At 73.8% G+C, this 19,476-nt stretch carries 17 protein-coding genes; 8 read left to right on the top strand and 9 right to left on the bottom strand.

Going from position 1 to position 19,476, the window contains the following annotated elements:
* Positions 1-83 precede the first annotated feature (83 nt).
* From OG624_RS05760 to OG624_RS05745, 4 genes are all read right to left on the bottom strand, one after another.
* Complete coding sequence (locus tag OG624_RS05760) at positions 84-701, bottom strand: Rv1733c family protein (RefSeq protein ID WP_371639179.1); 618 nt, start codon at positions 699-701, stop codon at positions 84-86.
* A 176-nt stretch (positions 702-877) separates the two neighbouring features.
* The gene (locus tag OG624_RS05755) at positions 878-1,702 is read right to left on the bottom strand and encodes an MOSC domain-containing protein (RefSeq protein ID WP_266446229.1); all 825 of its coding nucleotides are present in this window, start codon (positions 1,700-1,702) and stop codon (positions 878-880) included.
* Positions 1,703-1,748: 46 nt separating this feature from the next.
* On the bottom strand, positions 1,749-2,261 hold the full coding sequence (locus tag OG624_RS05750) for a DUF6643 family protein (RefSeq protein WP_033214071.1): 513 nt from the start codon (positions 2,259-2,261) through the stop codon (positions 1,749-1,751).
* A 246-nt stretch (positions 2,262-2,507) separates the two neighbouring features.
* Positions 2,508-3,686: a glycosyltransferase gene (locus OG624_RS05745; protein ID WP_266359469.1), complete on the bottom strand. Its 1,179-nt coding sequence runs from the start codon at positions 3,684-3,686 to the stop codon at positions 2,508-2,510.
* 912 nt (positions 3,687-4,598) lie between these two features.
* Between OG624_RS05745 and OG624_RS05740 the strand changes: the two genes are divergently transcribed.
* Both OG624_RS05740 and OG624_RS05735 read left to right on the top strand, forming a co-directional pair.
* A complete protein-coding gene (locus OG624_RS05740; protein ID WP_371639178.1) occupies positions 4,599-5,390 on the top strand; it encodes a glutamate racemase in 792 nt (263 codons plus the stop codon).
* Between the two features lie 67 nt (positions 5,391-5,457).
* The gene (locus OG624_RS05735) at positions 5,458-7,191 is read left to right on the top strand and encodes an ATP-binding cassette domain-containing protein (RefSeq protein ID WP_371639177.1); all 1,734 of its coding nucleotides are present in this window, start codon (positions 5,458-5,460) and stop codon (positions 7,189-7,191) included.
* On the opposite strand, the gene OG624_RS05730 is transcribed toward OG624_RS05735, so the two are convergent.
* Together OG624_RS05730 and OG624_RS05725 are read right to left on the bottom strand one after the other, a co-directional pair.
* Positions 7,161-8,087 carry an ADP-ribosylglycohydrolase family protein gene (locus tag OG624_RS05730; protein WP_352163169.1) on the bottom strand — a complete coding sequence of 309 codons (927 nt, stop codon included), beginning with the start codon at positions 8,085-8,087 and terminating at the stop codon, positions 7,161-7,163. The two genes, OG624_RS05735 and OG624_RS05730, sit on opposite strands and share 31 nt — an antisense overlap.
* On the bottom strand, positions 8,084-8,716 hold the full coding sequence (locus OG624_RS05725) for a TetR family transcriptional regulator (RefSeq protein WP_161294292.1): 633 nt from the start codon (positions 8,714-8,716) through the stop codon (positions 8,084-8,086). The genes OG624_RS05730 and OG624_RS05725 overlap by 4 nt, the downstream gene beginning before the upstream one ends.
* 85 nt (positions 8,717-8,801) lie before the next feature.
* Here OG624_RS05725 and OG624_RS05720 point away from each other — a divergent pair, with 85 nt between their 5' ends.
* The 5 genes from OG624_RS05720 (at position 8,802) to OG624_RS05700 (ending at position 13,984) form a co-directional block, all read left to right on the top strand.
* On the top strand, positions 8,802-9,929 hold the full coding sequence (locus tag OG624_RS05720) for an FAD-dependent oxidoreductase (RefSeq protein WP_371639176.1): 1,128 nt from the start codon (positions 8,802-8,804) through the stop codon (positions 9,927-9,929).
* A 14-nt stretch (positions 9,930-9,943) separates the two neighbouring features.
* A complete protein-coding gene (locus tag OG624_RS05715; RefSeq protein WP_033214374.1) occupies positions 9,944-10,459 on the top strand; it encodes a lipoprotein in 516 nt (171 codons plus the stop codon).
* A gap of 69 nt (positions 10,460-10,528) precedes the next feature.
* Positions 10,529-12,154 carry an apolipoprotein N-acyltransferase gene (lnt, locus tag OG624_RS05710; RefSeq protein WP_371639175.1) on the top strand — a complete coding sequence of 542 codons (1,626 nt, stop codon included), beginning with the start codon at positions 10,529-10,531 and terminating at the stop codon, positions 12,152-12,154.
* Positions 12,155-12,191: 37 nt separating this feature from the next.
* Entirely contained in the window at positions 12,192-12,674 is a 483-nt protein-coding gene (locus tag OG624_RS05705) for an NUDIX hydrolase (RefSeq protein ID WP_033214064.1), read from the top strand.
* Between the two features lie 101 nt (positions 12,675-12,775).
* Positions 12,776-13,984 carry an acyltransferase family protein gene (locus OG624_RS05700; RefSeq protein WP_371639174.1) on the top strand — a complete coding sequence of 403 codons (1,209 nt, stop codon included), beginning with the start codon at positions 12,776-12,778 and terminating at the stop codon, positions 13,982-13,984.
* A 93-nt stretch (positions 13,985-14,077) separates the two neighbouring features.
* Here OG624_RS05700 and OG624_RS05695 read toward each other — a convergent pair whose 3' ends face one another.
* From OG624_RS05695 to OG624_RS05685, 3 genes are all read right to left on the bottom strand, one after another.
* Positions 14,078-15,304: a cytochrome P450 gene (locus OG624_RS05695; RefSeq protein WP_033214063.1), complete on the bottom strand. Its 1,227-nt coding sequence runs from the start codon at positions 15,302-15,304 to the stop codon at positions 14,078-14,080.
* A 334-nt stretch (positions 15,305-15,638) separates the two neighbouring features.
* Positions 15,639-16,403 (bottom strand): trypsin-like serine peptidase, encoded by a 765-nt coding sequence (locus OG624_RS05690; RefSeq protein WP_371639173.1) that lies wholly within the window; start codon positions 16,401-16,403, stop codon positions 15,639-15,641.
* A gap of 139 nt (positions 16,404-16,542) precedes the next feature.
* Positions 16,543-18,018: a glycosyltransferase family 39 protein gene (locus OG624_RS05685; protein WP_371639172.1), complete on the bottom strand. Its 1,476-nt coding sequence runs from the start codon at positions 18,016-18,018 to the stop codon at positions 16,543-16,545.
* 159 nt (positions 18,019-18,177) lie between these two features.
* On the opposite strand from OG624_RS05685, the gene OG624_RS05680 reads away from it, so the two are divergent.
* On the top strand, positions 18,178-19,467 hold the full coding sequence (locus OG624_RS05680; protein WP_033214059.1) for an ATP-binding protein: 1,290 nt from the start codon (positions 18,178-18,180) through the stop codon (positions 19,465-19,467).
* Positions 19,468-19,476: the final 9 nt, after the last annotated feature.

Raw genomic sequence — 19,476 nt, 5'->3', positions numbered from 1 at the left:
AAGTCACCGCAGCCACCGGAGTCACTTGAGCGACCCGTCCGGCCGCTCCACCGTAGCGCGCGCGGAGCCGATGAGCTGCCAGGTCAGCTGCCCGTGCCCGCTCGGCCCCAGTCCGGCCCGGCCGCCGCCCAGGCCCGGTCCAGACGTATGTACCGCCGATGCATGAGCCGCCGTACGACCAGCCGCCGGACCGTCTCCACCAGAGTGGCCACGCAGATCGCGGCGGCCAGCCCCGCCATCCCGGCGTGGAACACGGCCGCGGACGGGTCCAGCGGTTGCCCCACCACCCTGCCGCCGGCGTCGGTCCAGATCCGGAACCGCTCGCCGGGCCGCGGTGGTTCCTCCGCGGCCGGCACCGTTCCCTCGTGGCTGCTGCCGTCCGGCGCGGTCCACGAGGCCACGATCTGCGTCCGGTGCGGGGCCGTCCGCTGTGTCGAGGTGTCGGCGCTCGCGTCCGCGGTCGTCGCCGACTCCGGGGCGGGCCGCAGCACCACCGCCGGGACGAGATGCCGCTCCTGCCGCTGCTCGTGCGCGGCCTGCTGAAGGGTACCGTCCACCCGCAGGCCCGCGACCCAGCCGACGGCCGGAGCCACCACCAGGACACACACCAGCGCGGCGAACGCCACCCACGCCTCGAAAAGATCGGTCGGCCGGCGCAGCGGATTGCGCCGCCAACGCCACACACCCATTGCTGTCCGCACGGTCCGGCTCCCCCAACCTGTGCCAGTCTCCGCCTGTCTGCGCCTCTGTCCTGACTGCTCCAACGGCTTGGTCGTGCCAGTTGGTTCCAGCCTGGGCGCCGAGCCCCTCGAAGGTGTCAATCCGGTCGGCCGGTCGCCGGTCCGCGACCACCCTCCCGCACCTCCCACCCCTGCCGTCAGAGAAGGACACGTACCTCGTCGCCGACGCGCACCGTACCGAGGCGCACCGGCACCAGCATTCGCCCGAAGGCCAGCGACCGGCCGATCCGTCGGTGCTTGGCCAGGGTCTTCAGCGGTTCCTTGCCCCGCTCGGCCGTCTCCTGGTCGGTGGTGGTGACGACGCAGCGGCCGCACTCGCGCACGCCGCGGAAGACGGCGTCGCCGATCGCGATGCGGAGCCACCCGTCCTCCGCCCAGGCCTCGGCGCCCGAAACCACCACATTGGGACGGAAACGGTTCATCGGCAGCGGACCCTCCTCCGGATGGTCCCCTTGCGCGATGAGGGAGTTGAGCGCGTCCAGCGAGGCGAGCGTGGTGATGAGCAGCGGATATCCGTCGGCCAGGCTCACCGTCTCGCCCGGCAGGGCGTAGTCCGGATCGACGGGACGACGTACCGCCGGATCATCCATGTGCACCAGCCGTACCGGCTCCCCGAGGTACGTGCTGAACCAGTCGGCCGCGGTGGTCGCCGCGGCCACGGTCTCGACCTTCTTCCCGAACAAAACCACCGGCTCCAGCGGACCCGGCTCGGGCACCTCCACGCACAGCTCCGTCATGCCCGGCGCCGTCACGGCGATCCGGCCACCACCCGCGGGACGCGCCGCGGCCAGGGCCAGGCGCGGATGACGGCGTTGGGTGATGACCGTGCCCTCGGGATCGATCAGCGCCCAACGTCGGTCCCCGGACAGACCCCAGGGCTCCACGGCCACCTCGTCGGGAGCGATCCCCGCTACCGATTTGACGGGATGGACGTGGAGCGCCTGCACGTGCAAGTTCGACATAGGGGCATCCTGCCGGCCCCTCGGCCACCCGTGTCCCGGCGCCCCGTCAGTAGCCGCGCCCCTGGTAGGGGCGGCCGTACGGGTCCTCGTACGAGGCGGCCGGCACCGGTGCGGGCACCTGCATCGGACGCGGCGCGGCCGGACGCATCGCCTCGTACCCGGTGGCCATGGCGACCGGGCGGGGCTGCTGCGGCTGGGGCTGCGGCATGTATCCGCCGCGGGCCGCCATCGGCTGCTGCTGCGGGATGTACGGGGCCGGGGCCTGCTGCAGCGGCATCGGTTGCGGGGCCGACTGCTGCTGGTACGGGTATCCGTACCCCGAGGTCTGTTGCTGCTGCTGGGGCTGGGCCGGCGGCAGTGCGGGCATCGACGACGCGAGAGCCGGCAGGTACCCGCCGCTCGAGTATCCGGCACTCGGGGACTCGTAGGCGGCCGGGACGCGGATCGGGGCGATCTGCGGGGTGCCGCGTTCGGCGACGAGGGAGTCGTAGATGGGGGTGTCCGGGAAGGAGGGCGCGGAGTAGTAACCGCCGCCATAAGTGGAGCGGGGGGAGGTCATGGGACCTAAGTTAAGCCCACGGGTTCACCGGGTCCATAGCGAGGTGTCGTCAACCCCGCCCTGACCTGCATATTCGCAGGTCAGGGCCTCACCTTTCACTTGACGTTCACGTGCACGATTCGCCACTTCCGCCCCATCTTGTTCGTACTCGTACTCACCGGTCGGGTGTTGCGCCGACTTCGTGCTGACGCAGTGTCACAACGCGATGACCTCGGATGACGCTCTTTCGTGCGGCAGTTCACGGTTTCAGGCGTCGCTGGGGCGGGCATAGGTTCGGCCCTTCCATGACGCCCCGCGCCCCCGGTAGTGCTGAACGGCCGAGTCGACGGTCATCAGGAGGTACAGCAGCGCCGTGAACGGAAGCAGCGGGGCGAGCGCGGCCGGCTGGCGGTAGTACCGGAGCATCGGCAGGTAGGTGCCCGCCATCAGCAGCCACGCCAGGCCGCCCGCCCAGGCGACGGCCGGGTGTCCGGTCATGAGGCCCGCCAGGAGGGCGGCCGGGGGCACGAGGTAGACGAGCACCAGGCCGGCCACCGTGCCGGCCAGCAGCAGGGGCTGGTGGCGCAGTTGCGCGTAGGCGCTGCGCGAGACCATCCGCCACAGGTCCGCGAGCGCGGGGTACGGGCGCACGCTGTCCACCCGCTCCGCGAGCCCCAGCCAGATCCGGCCGCCGCAGCGCTGCACCGCGCGGGCGAGCGAGACGTCGTCGATGACCGCCTGGCGGATGGAATCGGGGATCCCGGCCCGTACGGCGGAGGTGGTGCGCAGCAGTACGCAGCCGCCGGCGGCGGCCGCGGTCCGGGCGGAGGGCCGGTTGATCCGGCGGAAGGGGTAGAGCTGGGCGAAGAAGTACACGAAGGCCGGTACGACGAGCCGTTCCCACACCCCGACCACCCGCAGGCGGGCCATCTGGGAGACGAGGTCGAGGTCGGCGGAGGTCGCGGCGGCGACCAATTCGCGCAGACTGTCCGGTTCGTGGGCGATATCGGCGTCGGTGAGGAGGAGGAAGTCGGGCTCGGTGGCGTGCGCGGTGCGGGCGACGGCGATGCCGTGCCGCAGCGCCCAGAGCTTGCCGGTCCAGCCGGGTGCGGGGTCGCCGGGGGAGACGACGGTGAGCGGGAGCCCGGGATGCTCCCCGGCGAGCCGGCGCGCGAGCTCGCCCGTGCCGTCGGTGCTGCCGTCGTCGACGAGGATCACCTCCGCCTCGCCGGGATAGTCCTGGGCGATCAGCGAGGGCAGGCTCCGCGGCAACACCTCGGCCTCGTCCCGGGCCGGGACGACGATCGCGACGGACGGCCAGCGGGCGGGGGCCGTGCGGGGCGGGAGGCGGACGTCGGTCCGCCAGAACATGCCCTGGGCGAGGGTGAGCCAGAGCCAGGCGGCGAGGGAGGCGTAAGCCGCGCAGGCGGCGGTGAGGAGGCCCATGGCGGCAGTGTCCCGCGCGCCGGCGGGTGTGTCGCGCATCCCGGCGGCCCCGGGTGCGGCGACTTCCGGCGGTGGTCTCCCCACCGGAGCGGGGCGGTGTCCCGGTGCGCTCGGCCCGGCGGCCGCGCCCCCTGGAACGGTGGCCACCCGGTCCCGGTGCGACGGGGTTCCGGCCCGGGTGGAGGGGAGGTCTCCCGGCTCGGTGCGACGGGGTGCCGGCTTGAGTGCGGTGGGCTTCCGGCCCGGGTGGCGGGGTGGTCTCCCGGCTCGGGTGGCGTGGGGTCCGGCCGGGGTGTGGCCGGCTTCCGGCGGTGGTCTCCCGACCCGGGTGGGGCGGTGTCCCGGTGCGCTCGGCCGGGCGGCTGCGACCCCTGAAGCGGCGGGACTCCGGTCCGGGTGCGACGGGTTCCGGCCCGGAACGGTGGCCACCCGGTCCCGGTGCGGCGGGGTTCCGGCCCGGGTGGTGGGGTGGTCTCCCGGCTCGGGTGGGGTGGGGTTCGGCCGGGGTGTGGTGGGCTTCCTGCTCGGGTGTGACGGTTCCGGCTCGGGTGCGGAGGTCTCCCGGCTCGGTGCCGGTGCGTGTGCGTGAAGTCCGCCTCGCCGCCCCGCGACGCACGGCACCGGACGCCGCAGTGTCCGCCCCTCGGGCGACCGGCGCCACTTCGCGGGCCCGGCCCGGCGGTGGTCGTCGGTCAGGGCGAGCTCGCGGTGGTCGGTAGCGCGCCTCGCCGCGTTGTCCTCGGCCAGGGGGAGCCTCCATGGCACCGGCCACCGCCCCCGATCCGCCCTGATCGACAAGACACCCCAGGGCTTTCCCGCGCCGACGCCGGGGTGCTCCGGGCGGGGTCCGGTCGGTCGTGGGTGTTGCCGTGGGAGGGCCTCGTCGGGGCGGGGGTCGATTAAGGTGGCCAGGTGAAGATCGCACTCATGGACTCCGGAATCGGCCTCCTCGCGGCGGCCGCGGCGGTGCGGCGGCTGCGGCCGGATGCCGACCTGGTCGTGTCCTCCGACCCGGACGGGATGCCCTGGGGTCCGCGGACCCCGGCCGACCTCACCGAGCGGGCACTGGCCGTCGCCCGGGCCGCCGCGGCGCACCGTCCTGACGCGCTGATCGTCGCCTGCAACACCGCCACCGTGCACGCCCTGGACGCCGTGCGGGCCGAGCTGGAGCCGGTCATCCCGGTCATCGGGACGGTGCCGGCGATCAAGCCCGCCGCGGCCGCCGGCGGCCGTGTGGCGATCTGGGCCACCCCCGCCACCACCGGCAGCACCTACCAGCGCGGGCTCATCCGCGACTTCGCGACCGGGGCCCGCGTCACCGAGGTGCCCTGCCCCGGGCTCGCCGATGCCGTGGAGCAGGCCGACGACGCCGCCGTGGCGGCCGCCGTCGCCGCGGCCGCCGCGCTGACCCCGGCCGATGTCACCGACGTGGTGCTCGGTTGCACGCACTACGAGTTGGTCGAGGGGTCCATCCGGGCCGCCCTCGCCGCGCGGACCCAGGGTGCGGAGCTGATCTACCACGGTTCCGCCGAGCCCGTCGCGGTCCAGGCGCTGCGCCGGCTGGGCCTGCTGCCCGAGCCCGGTCTGCCCCGCACGGGTGGGCTGGTCGTGCTGCGCAGCGGCCGCGAGGGGACCCTGCCCGCCGCCGCGCTCGCGTACGCCGAAGGCCGGTCGCTCGCGGGTCAGGGCGCGCCCGTCGGCTGACGGGCCCGACCTCCCGACCTCCGCCACCGACCCCACCCCTGGCGAGACGAATCGTCTTGCGTGCGAGATGTGCCTGGTCTACCGTTACCCATGTAACGAGACGAAACGGTTCGTCTCAGATTTCCTGGAAGGGGGACCGCCCTTGCGCGCTCCACTCGCCACCACCCAGATCGTCCTGTCCGAGGTCACCAAGAGCTACGACACCCGCGTCGTCCTGGACCGCGTCAGCTGTACGGTCCGGCCCGGCGAGCGGGTCGGCGTCGTCGGCGACAACGGCTCCGGCAAGTCCACCCTGCTCCGGCTCCTCGCCGGACGGGAGCGCCCCGACCACGGAGAGGTCGCCGTCACCGCCCCCGGCGGCGTCGGGCACCTCGCGCAGACCCTCGAACTCCCGCCGACCGCCCGCGTCGGCGACGCCGTCGACCTCGCCCTCGCCGACCTGCGCGCCCTGGAGCGCCGGATCCGCGCCGCGGAATCCATACTCCACCGGGCCGAGCCCGAGGAACTCCTCGCCTACGGAGATCTCCTGGCCGCCTACGAGGCACGCGGCGGACACGATGCCGAACGGCGCGTCGCGGCCACCCTGCGCCGCCTCGGCGAACGTGCCGAGCTCGACCCGGACCGCCGGCTCGGCACCCTGTCCGGCGGTGGGCGCTCCCGGCTCGCGCTCGCGGCGACCCTGGCCGCCGAACCGGAACTGCTGCTGCTCGACGAACCCACCAACGACCTCGACGACGAAGCGGTCGCCTGCCTGGAGGAGCATCTGCTCGCCCACCGCGGCACCGTCGTCGCCGTCACCCACGACCGACTCTTCCTCGACCGCGTCACGACCGCCGTCCTCGAAGTGGACCAGGACCGCCGGACGGTACGCCGCTACGGCAACGGCTACGCGGGCTACCGCACGGGCCGCGCCGCCGAACGTGCCCGCCGGGAGCGGGAGTACGAGCAGTGGCGCGAGGAGGTGCGGGACGCCGAGCGGCTCGCCGACACCAACATCGGGCGGTTCGCCGCCATCCCGCGCAAGCTGCCGCGCGGCTTCAGCGGAGCCGGTGCCTTCCGCGCCCGGTCCCGCACCCACGGCGCCGCGAGCCGCATCCGCGCCGCCCGCGAACGCCTGGCCCGGTTGACCGAACACCCGGTCCCGCCGCCCCCGCGCCCGCTCGTCTTCACCGGCCGCTTCACCGACGGCTCGGCGGGAGCGGGAGCGGGAGCGGGAGCGGTAGTGGGAGCGGGCGCGGAGACGGGATCGGTGGAGGTCACCGACGTGGCCCTGCCGGGCCGGCTCGCACCCCTCTCCCTCACGCTGGCTCCGGGGGAGCGGCTCCTGGTGACGGGACCCAACGGCGTCGGGAAGTCCACCCTGTTGCACCTGCTCGCGGGTGAACTGGAGCCCGCGCGGGGCGGCGTGAGGACACCGCCGCAGGTCGGGCTGCTCCGACAGGACGATCCGTGGCAGCGCGAACCCCGCTCCGTCGTCGAGGTGTTCGGCCAGGAGTACGCCGACCTGGTGGCGGGTCACGGACTGCTCGCCCCGGCCGACCTCGTCCGGCCCGTACGCGCCCTCTCGGCCGGTCAGCGCCGCAAGCTGGAGCTGGCCCACCTGGTGGCGCGGCCCCTCGACCTGCTGCTGTTGGACGAGCCGACGAACCATCTGGCCCCGGCCGTGGTGGAGGAACTGGAGGCGGCCCTGGCCCACTTCGGCGGCACCCTGGTGCTGGTCACGCACGACCGGCGGCTGCGCGCGGCCTTCCCCGGGCGGCGCCTCGAACTTCAGCGGGAGCCGGCCGCCGCGAGCCGCTGAGCCAGCACGCGCAGGTCGTCCGCGTCCAGCACCCGGTCCCCGAAGCCGGGCAGCGGCACGTGCAACGTCGCCGTCCAGTGCGCGGGGACCGCCGCCCGGCCGTACCGGGCCCCGGCCAGGGCACCCGTCACCGCGGCCACCGTGTCGGTGTCCCCGCCGAGGTCCACGGCCGCCCGAACGGCTTCCGCGAAGGAGGTGGTGGTGCGCAGCGCCCACACGGCCGAGCCCAGGCAGGGCCACACCGCCCCGTTGAACTCGGTGGCCGACTCCGGATGCCAGTCGGGGGCGAGCACCCGGCCGTACCGTTCGCGGTGGGCCGGGTGCACCGCGGCGAGCGTCGCGGGCAGGGCGGCGATCGGATCGGCCCCTTCCAGGGCGACGCGGACGAGTTCGTGCAGGATCGCGGTCCCCTCCCAGGCGGCCCGGTCGCCGTGCGTAAGGGCCGCGATCCGCCGGGCGGCTTCCATGGTCCCTTCCCGCCCGGCGGGGGCGAAGTAGACCGCCGAGGTGGCGGCCCGCATCAGGGAACCGTTGCCCGCGGCCCGCGCGTTGATCTGGAAGTGCAGGGCCGCGGCCCGCTCCCAGGACTCGCCGTTGGTCAGCACGTCCTCGGTCTGCAGTCCGATGTCCTTGGGCTGCCCGGCCGCCCAGCGCCGGAACCGGTCGAAGATGTCCGGGAGTTCGAGACCGCCGCGCTCCAGCAGGGATTCCGCGACGAGCACGGCCATCTGCGTGTCGTCCGTGGCCTCACCGGGGTCCCAGCCGCCGCCCCCGGCCATCTCCGCGCCGCGTGCGCTCAGTTCGCCCGCCGCCCCGAACTCGTAGGGTGCGCCCAGCGCGTCACCGGCCGCCGAGCCGACGACGGCTCCCACCGCCCGGTCCGATCGGGTGATCATCGGGTCTCCTCCCCGCACACGGTCGCCAGCAGTTCGCGCGTGAAACGGTCCAGGTCGTCCAGGCCTGCCGCTGCCAGGGTGGCCGGGGCGCCGGTCAGCAGGTGGGGGATGGCGCCGTGCAGGGCGAGGGTCAGGGCGCGGGCCCGCTCCGGCCCGGCCGGCAGCCCGGCCGCCCGCAGCAGGTGCGCGTGCGCCGCGAAATCCGCCGCCGCGACCGGGTCCAGCAGCGCGGCCAGCCAGGGGCGGCGCGCCGCCTCGGCCTGCAGTTCCAGATACGCCAGTACGCGGGTGCGGCCCGGCCCGGCCGTGTCGCGCAGCAGCCCCGCGAGCAGGGCCGCGAGCTGCGCCGCGTCGGCGGGCCCCGCTCCGGGCCCCGCCCCCGCCCCGGCTCCGGCCCCGTCCTGGGGGCCGGGCTCCGCCAGAGCCTCGGCCAGCGCGTGGTAGCGCTCCGCGCAGCGTTCGGCCGCCGCCCGCAGCAGGGCGTCGCGGGTCGGGAAGTAGTTCTTGGCGGTGCCCGTCGGCACGGCGGCGGCCTCGTCGACGGCCCGGTGCGTCATCCCGCGCCCACCCTCCCGCGCCAGCACGGCGATGGCCGCGTCCCGCAGCCGGTCCCTCCGGTCCTGATTCACGTTGCCAGCTTAACCACAGCCGTGGTACCACAGGTGTAGTACCACGGCTGTGGTGGTCGTGGACCGGGCGGCGAAGGGGACGGCCATGAGCGACACCGTGAGCGGGCGGGCACCGGACCGGGCTGCGGGTACGGCCGTGGTCGTCGGCGCGGGGGTCGGCGGCCTCGCCACCGCCGTCGGCCTGCGCCGCGCGGGTTGGGAGGTGACCGTCCTCGAAGGGCGCACCGCGCTCGAACGCTACGGAACCGCCTTCGGGATCCACCCCACCGCCCAGACCGCCCTCGATCGGCTCGGCCTCGGCGACGCACTGCGGGCGCGGGCCGTCCCGTACCGGGGAGCCCGGATCCGGCGCCCCGACGGGAAGGTGCTGACCGCCCTCCCCCTCGAACGGATCGAACGCCGGGCGGGCCGCCCCGAACTGCTGATATCCCGGCCCCATCTCCTCGACGCGCTGCTCGCCGCGCTCGACGGCCTCGGCGGCGAGCGGATCGCGTACGGCCGGCGCCTCACCGACCCGGCCGCGCTCACCGCCGACCTGGTCGTCGGCGCCGACGGCATCAACAGCGTGGTCCGTGCGGCGTACTTCGGCCGGGCCGCCGGCCCGCGCCCGATCGGCACGACCGCCTGGATCGGCATCGCCGGATTCGAGACCGGCCTGTACGGCGAGACCTGGGGCGCGGGCCGCTTCTTCGGCATGACCCCCGTCGAGGCCGGTCGTACCAACTGGTACGCCACCGTCCCCGGGGCCGCCACCGCCCAGGAGGTGCGGGACGCCTTCGCCGACTGGCACGACCCCATCCCGCGCGTGCTCGCCGCGACCGACCCGGCGACCTGGATCCGGTACGAGATGCGCCACCTGTACCCCGCGCTCCCCGGATTCGTCGCCGACGGCCGGATCGCCCTGGTCGGCGACGCCGCCCACGCCATGACACCCAACCTCGGCCAGGGCGCCTGCACCGCCCTCCTCGACGCGGAGGCCCTGACCCGCGCCGTCGCCGCGGCCGGACCGCCCGGACCCGCCGGGCTGCCCGACGCGCTGCGTGCCTACGACACCGAGCGCCGCCGCAGCGCCCAGCGGGTCGCCTTCGCCTCCCGGAACCTGCACCGCTTCATGACCGGCCGCCACCCGGCCCTGCGCGACGCGCTCGTCCGCGGCGCGGGAGCCGCGCTGCATCGGGTGGGCGAGAGACGGTGGCGGGCAAGCGGAACGTGAGTACGCTGCTACACATGACGGGTCACCCTCCGGGTCCGCTCTGGGCGGGCCGCGCCTCCAACCGTGTGCAGTGGCTGCTCGCCGCCATCGGCGCGGCCTGTCTGGCGCTCGGCGTCGAACTCGCCGTCGACTACGCCTGGACCGCCGGCATCATCCCGCTGCTGATGTCCGTGATCGGCTGCCTCGCCGTCGGGCTGCTCATCCTCTACGGCACCCTCGCCTTCGTCCACGTCGCCGTCACCGTCGACGCCGAGGCCATGGAGGTGCGCTGCGGCCACATAGGGGTGCCCCGCCGCAGGATCCGGCTCACCGAGATCACCTCCGCCGAGTTCGTGCCCAGCATCACCCCGCAGCAATGGGGAGGCTGGGGCCACCGCTGGCGCCCCGAGAAGGGCACCGCGATCATCGTCCGGCGCGGGGAGGGAGTGGTCCTCGTACTCGACGACGGCAAGCGGTTCACCGTCACCGTCGACGACGCCGAGAACGCCGTCCGCGTCATCCGCACCCATCTGCGCGCCCTCGCCCGGTAGAGGGGTGACCCGCCGAGCGGGGCCGGGCGCTCACCGGCCCGCGAGGCGCGGGGACGTACACTCCGCCAGATGAGCAGCAGTGTCACCCGCGCGACCGGGAACGAGCCCTCGCAGTCCGCCGACGGGCCCCCGGCCGAGGCGGCCGCGCCCCCCGCGACCGCCCGGTCCGCCGAGAACCGGAAGGGGCTGTGGCTGCTGCGCGCCGTGCTCGCCACCCTCTCCGGCGTACTGCTCTACCTCAGCTTCCCGCCCCGCCCGCTGTGGTGGCTGGCCCCCCTCGCCCTCGCCCTGCTCGCCGGCTGCCTCCACGGCCGCCGCGCCCGCGCCGGCTTCGGCCTCGGGCTCCTCGCCGGACTGGGCTTCCTGCTGCCGCTCCTCGTCTGGACCGGCGAGGAGGTCGGCCCGGTGCCCTGGCTGGCGCTGAGCACCCTGGAAGCCCTCCTCATCGGCCTCACCGGCCTGGGCATCGCCCTGGTCAGCAGGCTCCCGGCCTGGCCGCTGTTCGCCGCCGCCGTCTGGGTCGCGGGCGAGGCCCTGCGGGCCCGGGCCCCCTTCGGCGGCTTCCCCTGGGGCAAGCTCGCCTTCGGCCAGGCCGACGGCGTCTTCACCCCGCTCGTCGCCCTCGGCGGCACGCCGCTGCTGTCCTTCGGCGTCGCCCTGTGCGGATTCGGTCTCTACGAAGCCCTGCGCACCGCCCGCCGCCACCCCGGCCGCACCACCGCCGCGCTGACCGCGCTCACCGTCCTCGCCCCGATCGGTGTGGGCCTCGCCGCCCGCCCGCTGGTCTCCGACGCGGCCGAGGACGGCACCGCCGTGGTCGCCGTCATCCAGGGCAACGTGCCCCGCCTCGGGCTCGACTTCAATTCCCAGCGCCGGGCCGTCCTCGACAACCACGTCAAGCGCACCGTCCAGCTCGCCGAGGACGTCCAGGCCGGACGCGCCCGGAAGCCCGACTTCGTCGTCTGGCCGGAGAACTCCTCCGACCTCGACCCGTACGCCGAGCCCGACGCCCACGCCGTCATCGACCGGGCCGTCAAGGCGATCGGCGTGCCCGTGGCCATCGGCGCCGTGGTGGCCCCGGAGACGGGCCCGCTGCGCAACACGATGATCCTGTGGGACCCGGTCAAGGGCCCCACCGTGACCTACGACAAGCGCAAGATCCAGCCCTTCGGCGAGCGCATCCCGATGCGCTCCGTCGTCCGCCTCTTCAGCTCCGACGTGGACCGGGTGCGTCGCGACTTCGGTCCCGGCAAGGAACCCGGCGTCTTCGACATGGCCGGCAGCGGCGTCGGCATGGTCACCTGCTTCGAGGCCGCCTTCGACGACGCCGTCCGTTCCACCGTCCAAGCAGGCGCCCAGGTGATCGCCGTACCGAGCAACAACGCCACCTTCGGCCGGACCCAGATGACCTACCAGCAGCTCGCCATGGACCGGATCCGTGCCGTCGAGCACAGCCGGACCGTCCTCGTCCCCGTCACCAGCGGGGTCAGCGCCGTCATCCGCCCCGACGGGAAGATCGTCTCGCAGACCGAGATGTTCACCGCGGACGCGCTGGTCGCCGAGATCCCGCTGCGCTCCGGCCGCACCCCGGCCACCGTCGTCGGCCCGCTCCCGGAGTACGCGCTGCTCCTGCTGGCCGCGGGCGGCCTCGGGTGGATCCTGAACCGCCGGATCCGCTCGCGCCGCGCCGCCTGACGCCGGATTCCGGCCGGCGGCCTCGTAGGGTCGGGGCATGACCACACCCGATTTCATCCGCCGGATCCGCGCCACCGCCGGGCATCAGCTGCTCCTGCTGCCCGGCGTCACGGCCATCGTCTTCGACGACCTCGGCCGGGTGCTGCTCGGCCGGCGCTCCGACACCGGGCACTGGGCGGTGGTCGGCGGAATCGCCGAGCCGGGGGAGCAGCCCGCCGAGACCGCCGTGCGCGAGGTGTACGAGGAGACGGCGGTGCGCTGCGTGGTCGAGCGCGTGGTCCTCGTCCAGATGACGGAGCAGATGACCTACCCCAACGGGGACATCTGCCAGTTCCAGGACATCACCTTCCGCTGTCGGGCGACGGGTGGCGAGGCACGGGCCAACGATCACGAATCCCTCGAAGTGGCCTGGTTCGATGTGGACGCTCTGCCTCCGCTGGATCCCTTCGGCCTGGACCGGATCCACCGGGCGCTGCGCGACGAGCCGACCTGGTTCGAGGCCCCCGGCGTTCTCGACTGACTCCCGGGCCGGCGATGTGAGCCGGGCATACGTGAGCTGTAAGGTTCCGCTGATCCAGAGCGGTAATCGGACAGTCGTACATTCAAGGGGGCGGTCGAGGGATGACCTCGCGCAGTACAGCCGGTGTGTCCGAGACGGGTGGCCAGGGTCGCGCGGCGGCCGGAGCGGCTCCCGGTGGGCGCCTGGCGGTCCTCGACGGGATCAGGGTCCTCGCCGCGCTCGGCGTGCTCTTCTACCACTACTTCGCCCTCGAGAGCGCCTGGGGAAAGGCGCCCGCGGAGGTCTTCCCGCACGCCCACCGGTTCGCCGTCTACGGCTGGCTCGGCGTCGAGATATTTTTCCTGGTCAGCGGGTTCGTCATCTGTATGAGCGCCTGGGGCCGCAGCGTGGGCGACTTCGCGATGTCCCGGATCTCCCGGCTCTTCCCCGCCTACTGGGCGGCCGTGGCCTTCACCTCCCTCGTGCTGTTCCTCTCGCCCGAGATCAGGGCGGTCAGGGGGTTCAGCGACGTCATGGTGAACCTGTCGATGCTCCAGGGTGGCGTCGGGGTCCCGAACATCGACGACGCCTACTGGACGCTCTTCGTCGAGCTCAAGTTCTACGTCCTCTTCGCGATCGTGGTCATGCGCGGCGTGACCTACCGCAACTGCGTCCTGTTCTGTGCGGTCTGGACGCTGGCCGGCGTCGTGGCCCCCAGCGCGGACAGCGGCGTGCTGTCCTTCTTCGCGTCCGCGTCCTCGTCCCCCTACTTCATCGCCGGCATCGGCTTCTACCTGATGCGCCGCTTCCGGCCGAACGCCGTCCTGTGGGCCGTCGTAGGCGTCCAGTTCCTGCTCGCGCAGCACTACGTGCACGCCCGCATGATCTCCAGCCTGGGCCGGGCGGCCACCGAACGGACGCCCGCCTGGCCCGCCCATCTGGTCATCGCGCTCGGCTTCGCCCTGATGGCGGCCATCGCGCTCGGCGCCCTCGACGGCGTCCGCTGGCGCTGGCTCCCGCACGCCGGAGCGCTCACCTACCCGCTCTACCTGATCCACATGATGGCCGGGCTCACCCTCATCCATCACTTCCGCCGCGACGTTGCTCCCGTACCCCTGGTCATCGCGGTGACCGCCACGATGCTGGCGCTCGCCTGGCTGATCCACCGGCTCGTGGAACGCCCGCTCGGCCGACGGCTGCGCGACGGACTGCGCCGCGGGCTGCGCGACATCCGGGCGGACAGCTCCCGCGGTCCGTCGATCGAACTGCTCCCGGCGCAGCCCTCCGCCCCCGACGCGGAACGCATCCCGGCCGGCCGCTGGTCCCGATGACGACGGAGGGGTAGCGGCCGGCCGGGCTGTGCCGGTGTCCCCTGACGCGGCGGGGATCCTTCGACCCGCAGCGGTGCACCGCTGCGGGTCGCCTCAGCCCGGGGTCGGCGTGAACTCCACACGCACGGACTTCGGCCCGCGGGTGAAGACACCCTGCTCGGCCGGGTCGTACCCGTCGGCCGGTCGCATGTCCGGCAGTGCGTCGAGGAGCTGGTTCGTGGCGATCTCCACCTCCGCCTTGGCCAGCAGCGCTCCCACGCAGAAGTGCCGTCCGAGGGCGAACGCCAGGTGGTCCGCGGCCGCCGAGAAGGCGGTGGTCGTCGTCAGGTCGTCGCGGAGGATGTCGAACCGGTCCGGTTCGGCATACCGGTCCGGATCGCGATTGGCCGCTCCGATCAGGCAGGTGACGGTGGCTCCGGCGGGGACGGTGCCCCCGCTCATCGGGACGTCGGTGCCGGCCTGACGCATGATCATGTGGACCGGTGGGCTGTAGCGCAGGGTCTCCGCGAAGGCCCGGTCGATGAGTCCCCGGTCCTGCCGGACCGCGTCGAGCTGCCGTGGGTCGGCCAGGAGGTTCGCGAAGAGGGCGGCGACGGCCTTGTCCGTGGTCTCGGCCCCCGCGGTCAGGAGCAGGCTGCAGAAGGCCTTGATGTCCTCGTCGCTCATGCTCACGCCGTCGACCTCGGCGGTGCAGAGCGCGGAGAGCAGGTCGTCGCCGAGGTGGCTGCGTCGTTCGCGGATGACCGGCAGCATGTACGCGGCGAACTCGGCCTGGGCGCGGGTTCCGGCCGCGGCGCACTCGGGATCGCCGGACAGGTTGCCGGTGAACGCCACGAACGCCCGGTACCAGCCGCCGATGTGCTTCTGGCCGGACCGGTCCAGTCCGAACATGTCGGCGATGACCGTGATGGGGAAGTGCGAGGCGAAGCCGCTGACGAGGTCCACGGACCCGGTCCCGCGGAAGCCGTCGATCAGCTCGCGGGCGTTGCGTTCGATGAGCGGTACGACCTTCTCCCGGAGCTCGTGGCCGCGGAACGCGGGGGCCACCAGGGCGCGCCGGGTGGCGTGCTCGCGGCCGCTCATCTGGAGCAGGGTCTTTCCGTGCACGGGCTCCGCCTGCCAGGCGTAGTTGTCCGTGGTGAAGAGCGACTCCTTGTCCTTGAACACCCGCGCCACGTCCTCGTAGCGCGCGACGAGGTAGCTCTGCGTCGCCTCGTGCCACACGAGCTCCGGGCTGTCGCGCAGGGCGCGGTACGTCGGGTACGGGTTCTCGGCGAACTTCTGCGACAGGATGTCCGGGACGTTGTGCGCGGCGGTCATGGAGTTCCCCCCATCAGCTCGGCCTCCGGCGCGCCGGCCCTGCCGGCTCCGTCTTCGCCCCGGTATGCCGGACACCGGTCCGACGCGCTGGGAAGGCCTGCGGATTACGGTCCGGTCGGTGGTGTCCGTTCAGCTGAACGTCTTCAAGGAAACACCACACCGACCCCCGTCGCCAGGGCTTCCGCGGCTATGCCTGAACGGGGTCCCCGCCGCCCGCGACATGAGGCGATCCCTGGGGTTCGACGGACTCCTGGGAGTTCATCGGCGACGCCCGGATGACACACCTGGACGGTTGTTCGACCCTTCGACCCTTCGACCTCGGCGCTCGACGGCCTCAGGACCGCGCCTGCCGGTACAGCTCCGCCGCCCGCTCGCCCAGGACCGCGCTGTACGAGACCTCCGGGACGCTCCCGCCGCCCTCGTAGCCGCCGAGCACCCCGACCAGCACGCCGTCCACCAGCCAAGGGCTGCCGCTGGTGCCGCCGGTGAGGTCCGGGCAGCCGATCCGGCGTTGGGTCGCCGAGAAGAGGTCGGTGGTGTTCGCGCAGCGCACCGGGGCATCCAGGCTCCGCGGATAGCCGATGATCGTCACCAGAGCGGCGTCCGGCTGCTCGGCGGCGACCCCGAAACCGCCCACGAGGTCCTCCACGGCCTCGGTCCGCCCGCCGTCCACCGGGGCCACCGTCGCGAAGGCGATGTCGTCGTCCGGGTCCTGGCCGTCGGTCCAGCCCGGGGCGAGGTACGCGCCGGTGAGCTTCCAGAATCCGTACGGGGCCTTGCCGTCGCGGTAGCCCGGCGCGAAGAGGGTGGTGTCCGGGCTCTCCAGGCAGTGCGCGGCCGTGGCGATCACATCGCCCCGTTCGCTGTGCACCACCGAGGCGGTGCAGTGGTGTCCGCCGTCCGGCCCGCCCGCGAAGATCGCCCCCACCCGGTCGGTGGTCGCGCCGGCCGGGGCCTCCGCGGTCACGCCGAGCGGCGGTCCGGCGTCGGGCACGTCCACGCCCAGCAGCGCGCCCATCGCGGCCAGCGCGAGCAGGATCCGGGACGCCCGCCGCGCACGGGTGCGCCGGGCCGTTCGGGGGAGCGTGGAGTGGATCATTTTTCCACCCTGCCCCCCGAACCTATGTCCGGAGGATGGTGTTCCGTATGAATCCCCTGTGAATCCTGTGAAGCTGGTGTGAAGGCCGGGGCATGCCCGGACAGGCCCCGCTATGTCGGATGTCGGCACCGATCGGCGGCTATCCCCGCCGCTCGTAGACCGTCACCCGACGCCCCCGCAGCTGCCGGTCCGCCACCACCGCGAAGTGCTCACGCAGGACCGCCGTCTTGGCCTTGTCCCGGTCCGCCGACGGCGGCTTCGCCACCTTGTCCGCGTCCGTCACCAGCAGCACCCGCCGCTGTCCCAGCAGCGCCGCCCGGATCCGCGCCGGGTCCTCCTCCTCGCCCTTCAAGGTGGCCGAGGCGGCCGGGGACACGGCCAGCGCCACATCGGCCAGCCCTGCGAAGGCGCCGGGCGAGACCAACGCCGTGTCCCGCCGCGCGGCCGGCACGAACAGCACCGCGTCCCCGTCCCGCTTCAGCCCGGCCACCTCGCCGGCCACCGCGAGCACGTCGTCGATCCGGCTGGCCGGGGCCCGCTTGTCCAGTTCCACCGGCAGCAGGGCCAGCACCGAGACACCGACCACGCCCGGCACCACCAGCCCCGCCGCCCTCGGCAGGCGCGGCGCGCAGGCCCGTACGGCGGCCCCCAGGGCGGCGCCGATCAGCAGCGCCAGCCCCACCATGCTGAACAGCACGTACCGGTCCTGGAACAGCGGCTGCACCAAGGACAGCCCGATCAGCCCGAGCTGCGGCACCGCCAGCAGCGGCAGGCCCACCGCCGCCACCGAGAGCGCCTTGCGCTCCGCCCGCCCGGACCGGCCCGCCCACGCGCCCAGGCCGCCGACCGCCAGGAGGATCCCCGGCCCGATCAGCATGGTCCAGGTCAGTGGCGGTATCCAGGACACCTGCTCGGACTGGCGGCGGCTGAACAGGATCAGCGGCAGCGCCCCCGCCACCGCGCCCGAGCCGTACGCCGCCCAGCGCAGCCATATCCGCCGCCCGGCCCGCACCCACCCCAGGGTCGCCGCGTGCGCGGGCAGGACCAGCAAGGACAGCCAGTTCAACAAGGCGCACACCAGCACGGCGATCCCGTACGCCGCCCAGCGCGGCCAGGCCCGCCGCCCGGGCCCACGCTCCAGGAGCGAGACCAGCAGCAGGGTCGAGAGCCCGGCCCCCGCCGCGACCAGCGCGTACGGGCGGCCCTCCTGGAGGTAGAACTGGACCGCCGGCAGCAGCCCCAGGGTCAGCCCACCGCCGAGCCCCGCCCAGAACCCGGCCAGGCGCCTCCCGATCAGGGCCACGCACGTCGCGGCGGCGGAGACGGCCAGCACCGACGGCAGCCGCAGGGTCGTCGTACTCGCCCCGAAGACCTCGAAGAGGCCGTGCATCAGCAGGTAGTAGAGCCCGTGCACGGCGTCCACGTTCGCCAGCATCGCCCAGATCTCACCCGCCGACCGCCCTGCCACCTGCCAGGTCGCCGCCTCGTCCCGCCACACGCTGTCCTGCCGGGAGAGCCCCCACAGACCGAGCCCCAGGGTCCACACGAGGGGGACCAGCCACACCAGAACGCGCCGCCGACGGGATTCGGGTATGTGGGGTATGTCGGAAGGCATGAAGGTGTGCGGATCCTCGGCGCGGGGTGTCGGCGGAAAGCACAGTCTATGGACGCCACGGACGGTTTCCGGACCGGGTGTTGTGCACCACGGAGCGTGATCGTCCGGCCCCTCCGCCCCTAGCCTCGCCGCAGGAGCACGAACGAGGGGCGGTACCCGGTGAACTGGCTCATCCACGACTACCGCGAGAGCGATCTCGCGGCAGTGGTCCATCTGATCGACACCACGGCCGAACTCGGCCAGGAGTCCGTCTTCTCGCTCGCCGAATGCATCAGCGCGCTGACCGACCGCCAGCCCTGTGTGGTCGCCGTCCACCAGGGCGTCCCCATCGGCGCGGCGCTCGCCTGCGTCACCGGCGAACGGGCCTGGGTCATGCGCATCGCGATCGCCGCCGGCTGGCGCGGCCGGGGCCTGGCCAGCGCCCTGCTCGTGGAACTGGAACGACGGCTCATCGCCGCCCGCGTCGGGCGCATCGCGTACGTCCTGCCGGAGGAGGACATGCTCGGCGAGGGCCTCCTCAACGCCGGATACACCCGGCAGCCGGCCGTCGCCTACTTCGAGAAGACCGAGCCGCTGCACGGACCGGCGGCCGGCCTCCTCGACGACCTGGGCGGCCGTTTCCTCCCCAACGACCTGTGGGCCAAGGTCGCCGGCATGGAGAAGGAGAAGGACCTCATCGAGCGGCGCGTGGTACTGCCGCTCGCCGAGCCCGAACGGGCCGCCTCGCACGGCGTGCGGCCGCCGCGCGCCATCACCCTCTTCGGGCCGCCCGGCACCGGCAAGACCACCTTCGCCCGGGCCATCGCCTCCCGGCTCGGCTGGCCCTTCGTGGAACTGCTGCCCTCCCGCCTCGCCGACGAGGGCAACCTGGCGGCCGCGCTGCGCGACGCCTTCGCCCGGATCGCCGAGCTGGAGCGCGTCCTCGTCTTCATCGACGAGGTCGAGGAGATCGCCCCGGTGCGCACCGAGCCCGCCCAGCCCGGCGGGATCCACGGGGTGACGAACGAGCTGCTGAAGCTGATACCGGGCTTCCGGGAGGGCGACGAGCGGCTGCTGGTGTGCGCCACCAACTCCATCCGCTCCCTGGACCCGGCCTTCCTGCGGCCCGGGCGCTTCGACTACCTCATCCCGATCGGCACCCCCGACGCCGGCGCGCGCGCCGCGATCTGGTCCCGCTACACGGCGGGCCGCGCGGACATCGACGTGAACGCCCTGGTGGCGGCCACCGAACTGTTCACCCCGGCCGACATCGAGCACGCGGCGCGGATCGCGGCGCAGGTGTCCTTCGAGCGGGACCTGGAGGCGGTGGGCGCGCGGGGCGCGGCGGCCGCACAGCTGGGCGCGACCACCGAGGACCACCTGGCGGCGGTCCGGCAGTGCCGGCCGACGGTCACCCCGGCGATGACGGGCGAGTTCGAGGCGGACATCACCGCCCACGCCCGGTTCTGACCCCGGTCG

Origin of the sequence: Streptomyces virginiae (assembly GCF_041432505.1) — a bacterium.
Taxonomy (GTDB): Bacteria; Actinomycetota; Actinomycetes; order Streptomycetales; family Streptomycetaceae; genus Streptomyces; species Streptomyces virginiae_A.
This window is presented reverse-complemented; position numbering and strand designations above follow the sequence as displayed.

Bases quoted from the DNA above. Each gene is read 5' to 3' on its own strand.
- OG624_RS05755 (WP_266446229.1), bottom strand. From the start codon at position 1,702: ATGTCGAACTTGCACGTGCAGGCGCTCCACGTCCATCCCGTCAAATCG.
- OG624_RS05750 (WP_033214071.1), bottom strand. From the start codon at position 2,261: ATGACCTCCCCCCGCTCCACTTATGGCGGCGGTTACTACTCCGCGCCC.
- OG624_RS05745 (WP_266359469.1), bottom strand. From the start codon at position 3,686: ATGGGCCTCCTCACCGCCGCCTGCGCGGCTTACGCCTCCCTCGCCGCC.
- OG624_RS05735 (WP_371639177.1), top strand. From the start codon at position 5,458: ATGTGCCTGGTCTACCGTTACCCATGTAACGAGACGAAACGGTTCGTC.
- OG624_RS05730 (WP_352163169.1), bottom strand. From the start codon at position 8,087: ATGATCACCCGATCGGACCGGGCGGTGGGAGCCGTCGTCGGCTCGGCG.
- OG624_RS05720 (WP_371639176.1), top strand. From the start codon at position 8,802: ATGAGCGACACCGTGAGCGGGCGGGCACCGGACCGGGCTGCGGGTACG.
- OG624_RS05715 (WP_033214374.1), top strand. From the start codon at position 9,944: ATGACGGGTCACCCTCCGGGTCCGCTCTGGGCGGGCCGCGCCTCCAAC.
- lnt (WP_371639175.1), top strand. From the start codon at position 10,529: ATGAGCAGCAGTGTCACCCGCGCGACCGGGAACGAGCCCTCGCAGTCC.
- OG624_RS05705 (WP_033214064.1), top strand. From the start codon at position 12,192: ATGACCACACCCGATTTCATCCGCCGGATCCGCGCCACCGCCGGGCAT.
- OG624_RS05700 (WP_371639174.1), top strand. From the start codon at position 12,776: ATGACCTCGCGCAGTACAGCCGGTGTGTCCGAGACGGGTGGCCAGGGT.
- OG624_RS05695 (WP_033214063.1), bottom strand. From the start codon at position 15,304: ATGACCGCCGCGCACAACGTCCCGGACATCCTGTCGCAGAAGTTCGCC.
- OG624_RS05690 (WP_371639173.1), bottom strand. From the start codon at position 16,403: ATGATCCACTCCACGCTCCCCCGAACGGCCCGGCGCACCCGTGCGCGG.
- OG624_RS05685 (WP_371639172.1), bottom strand. From the start codon at position 18,018: ATGCCTTCCGACATACCCCACATACCCGAATCCCGTCGGCGGCGCGTT.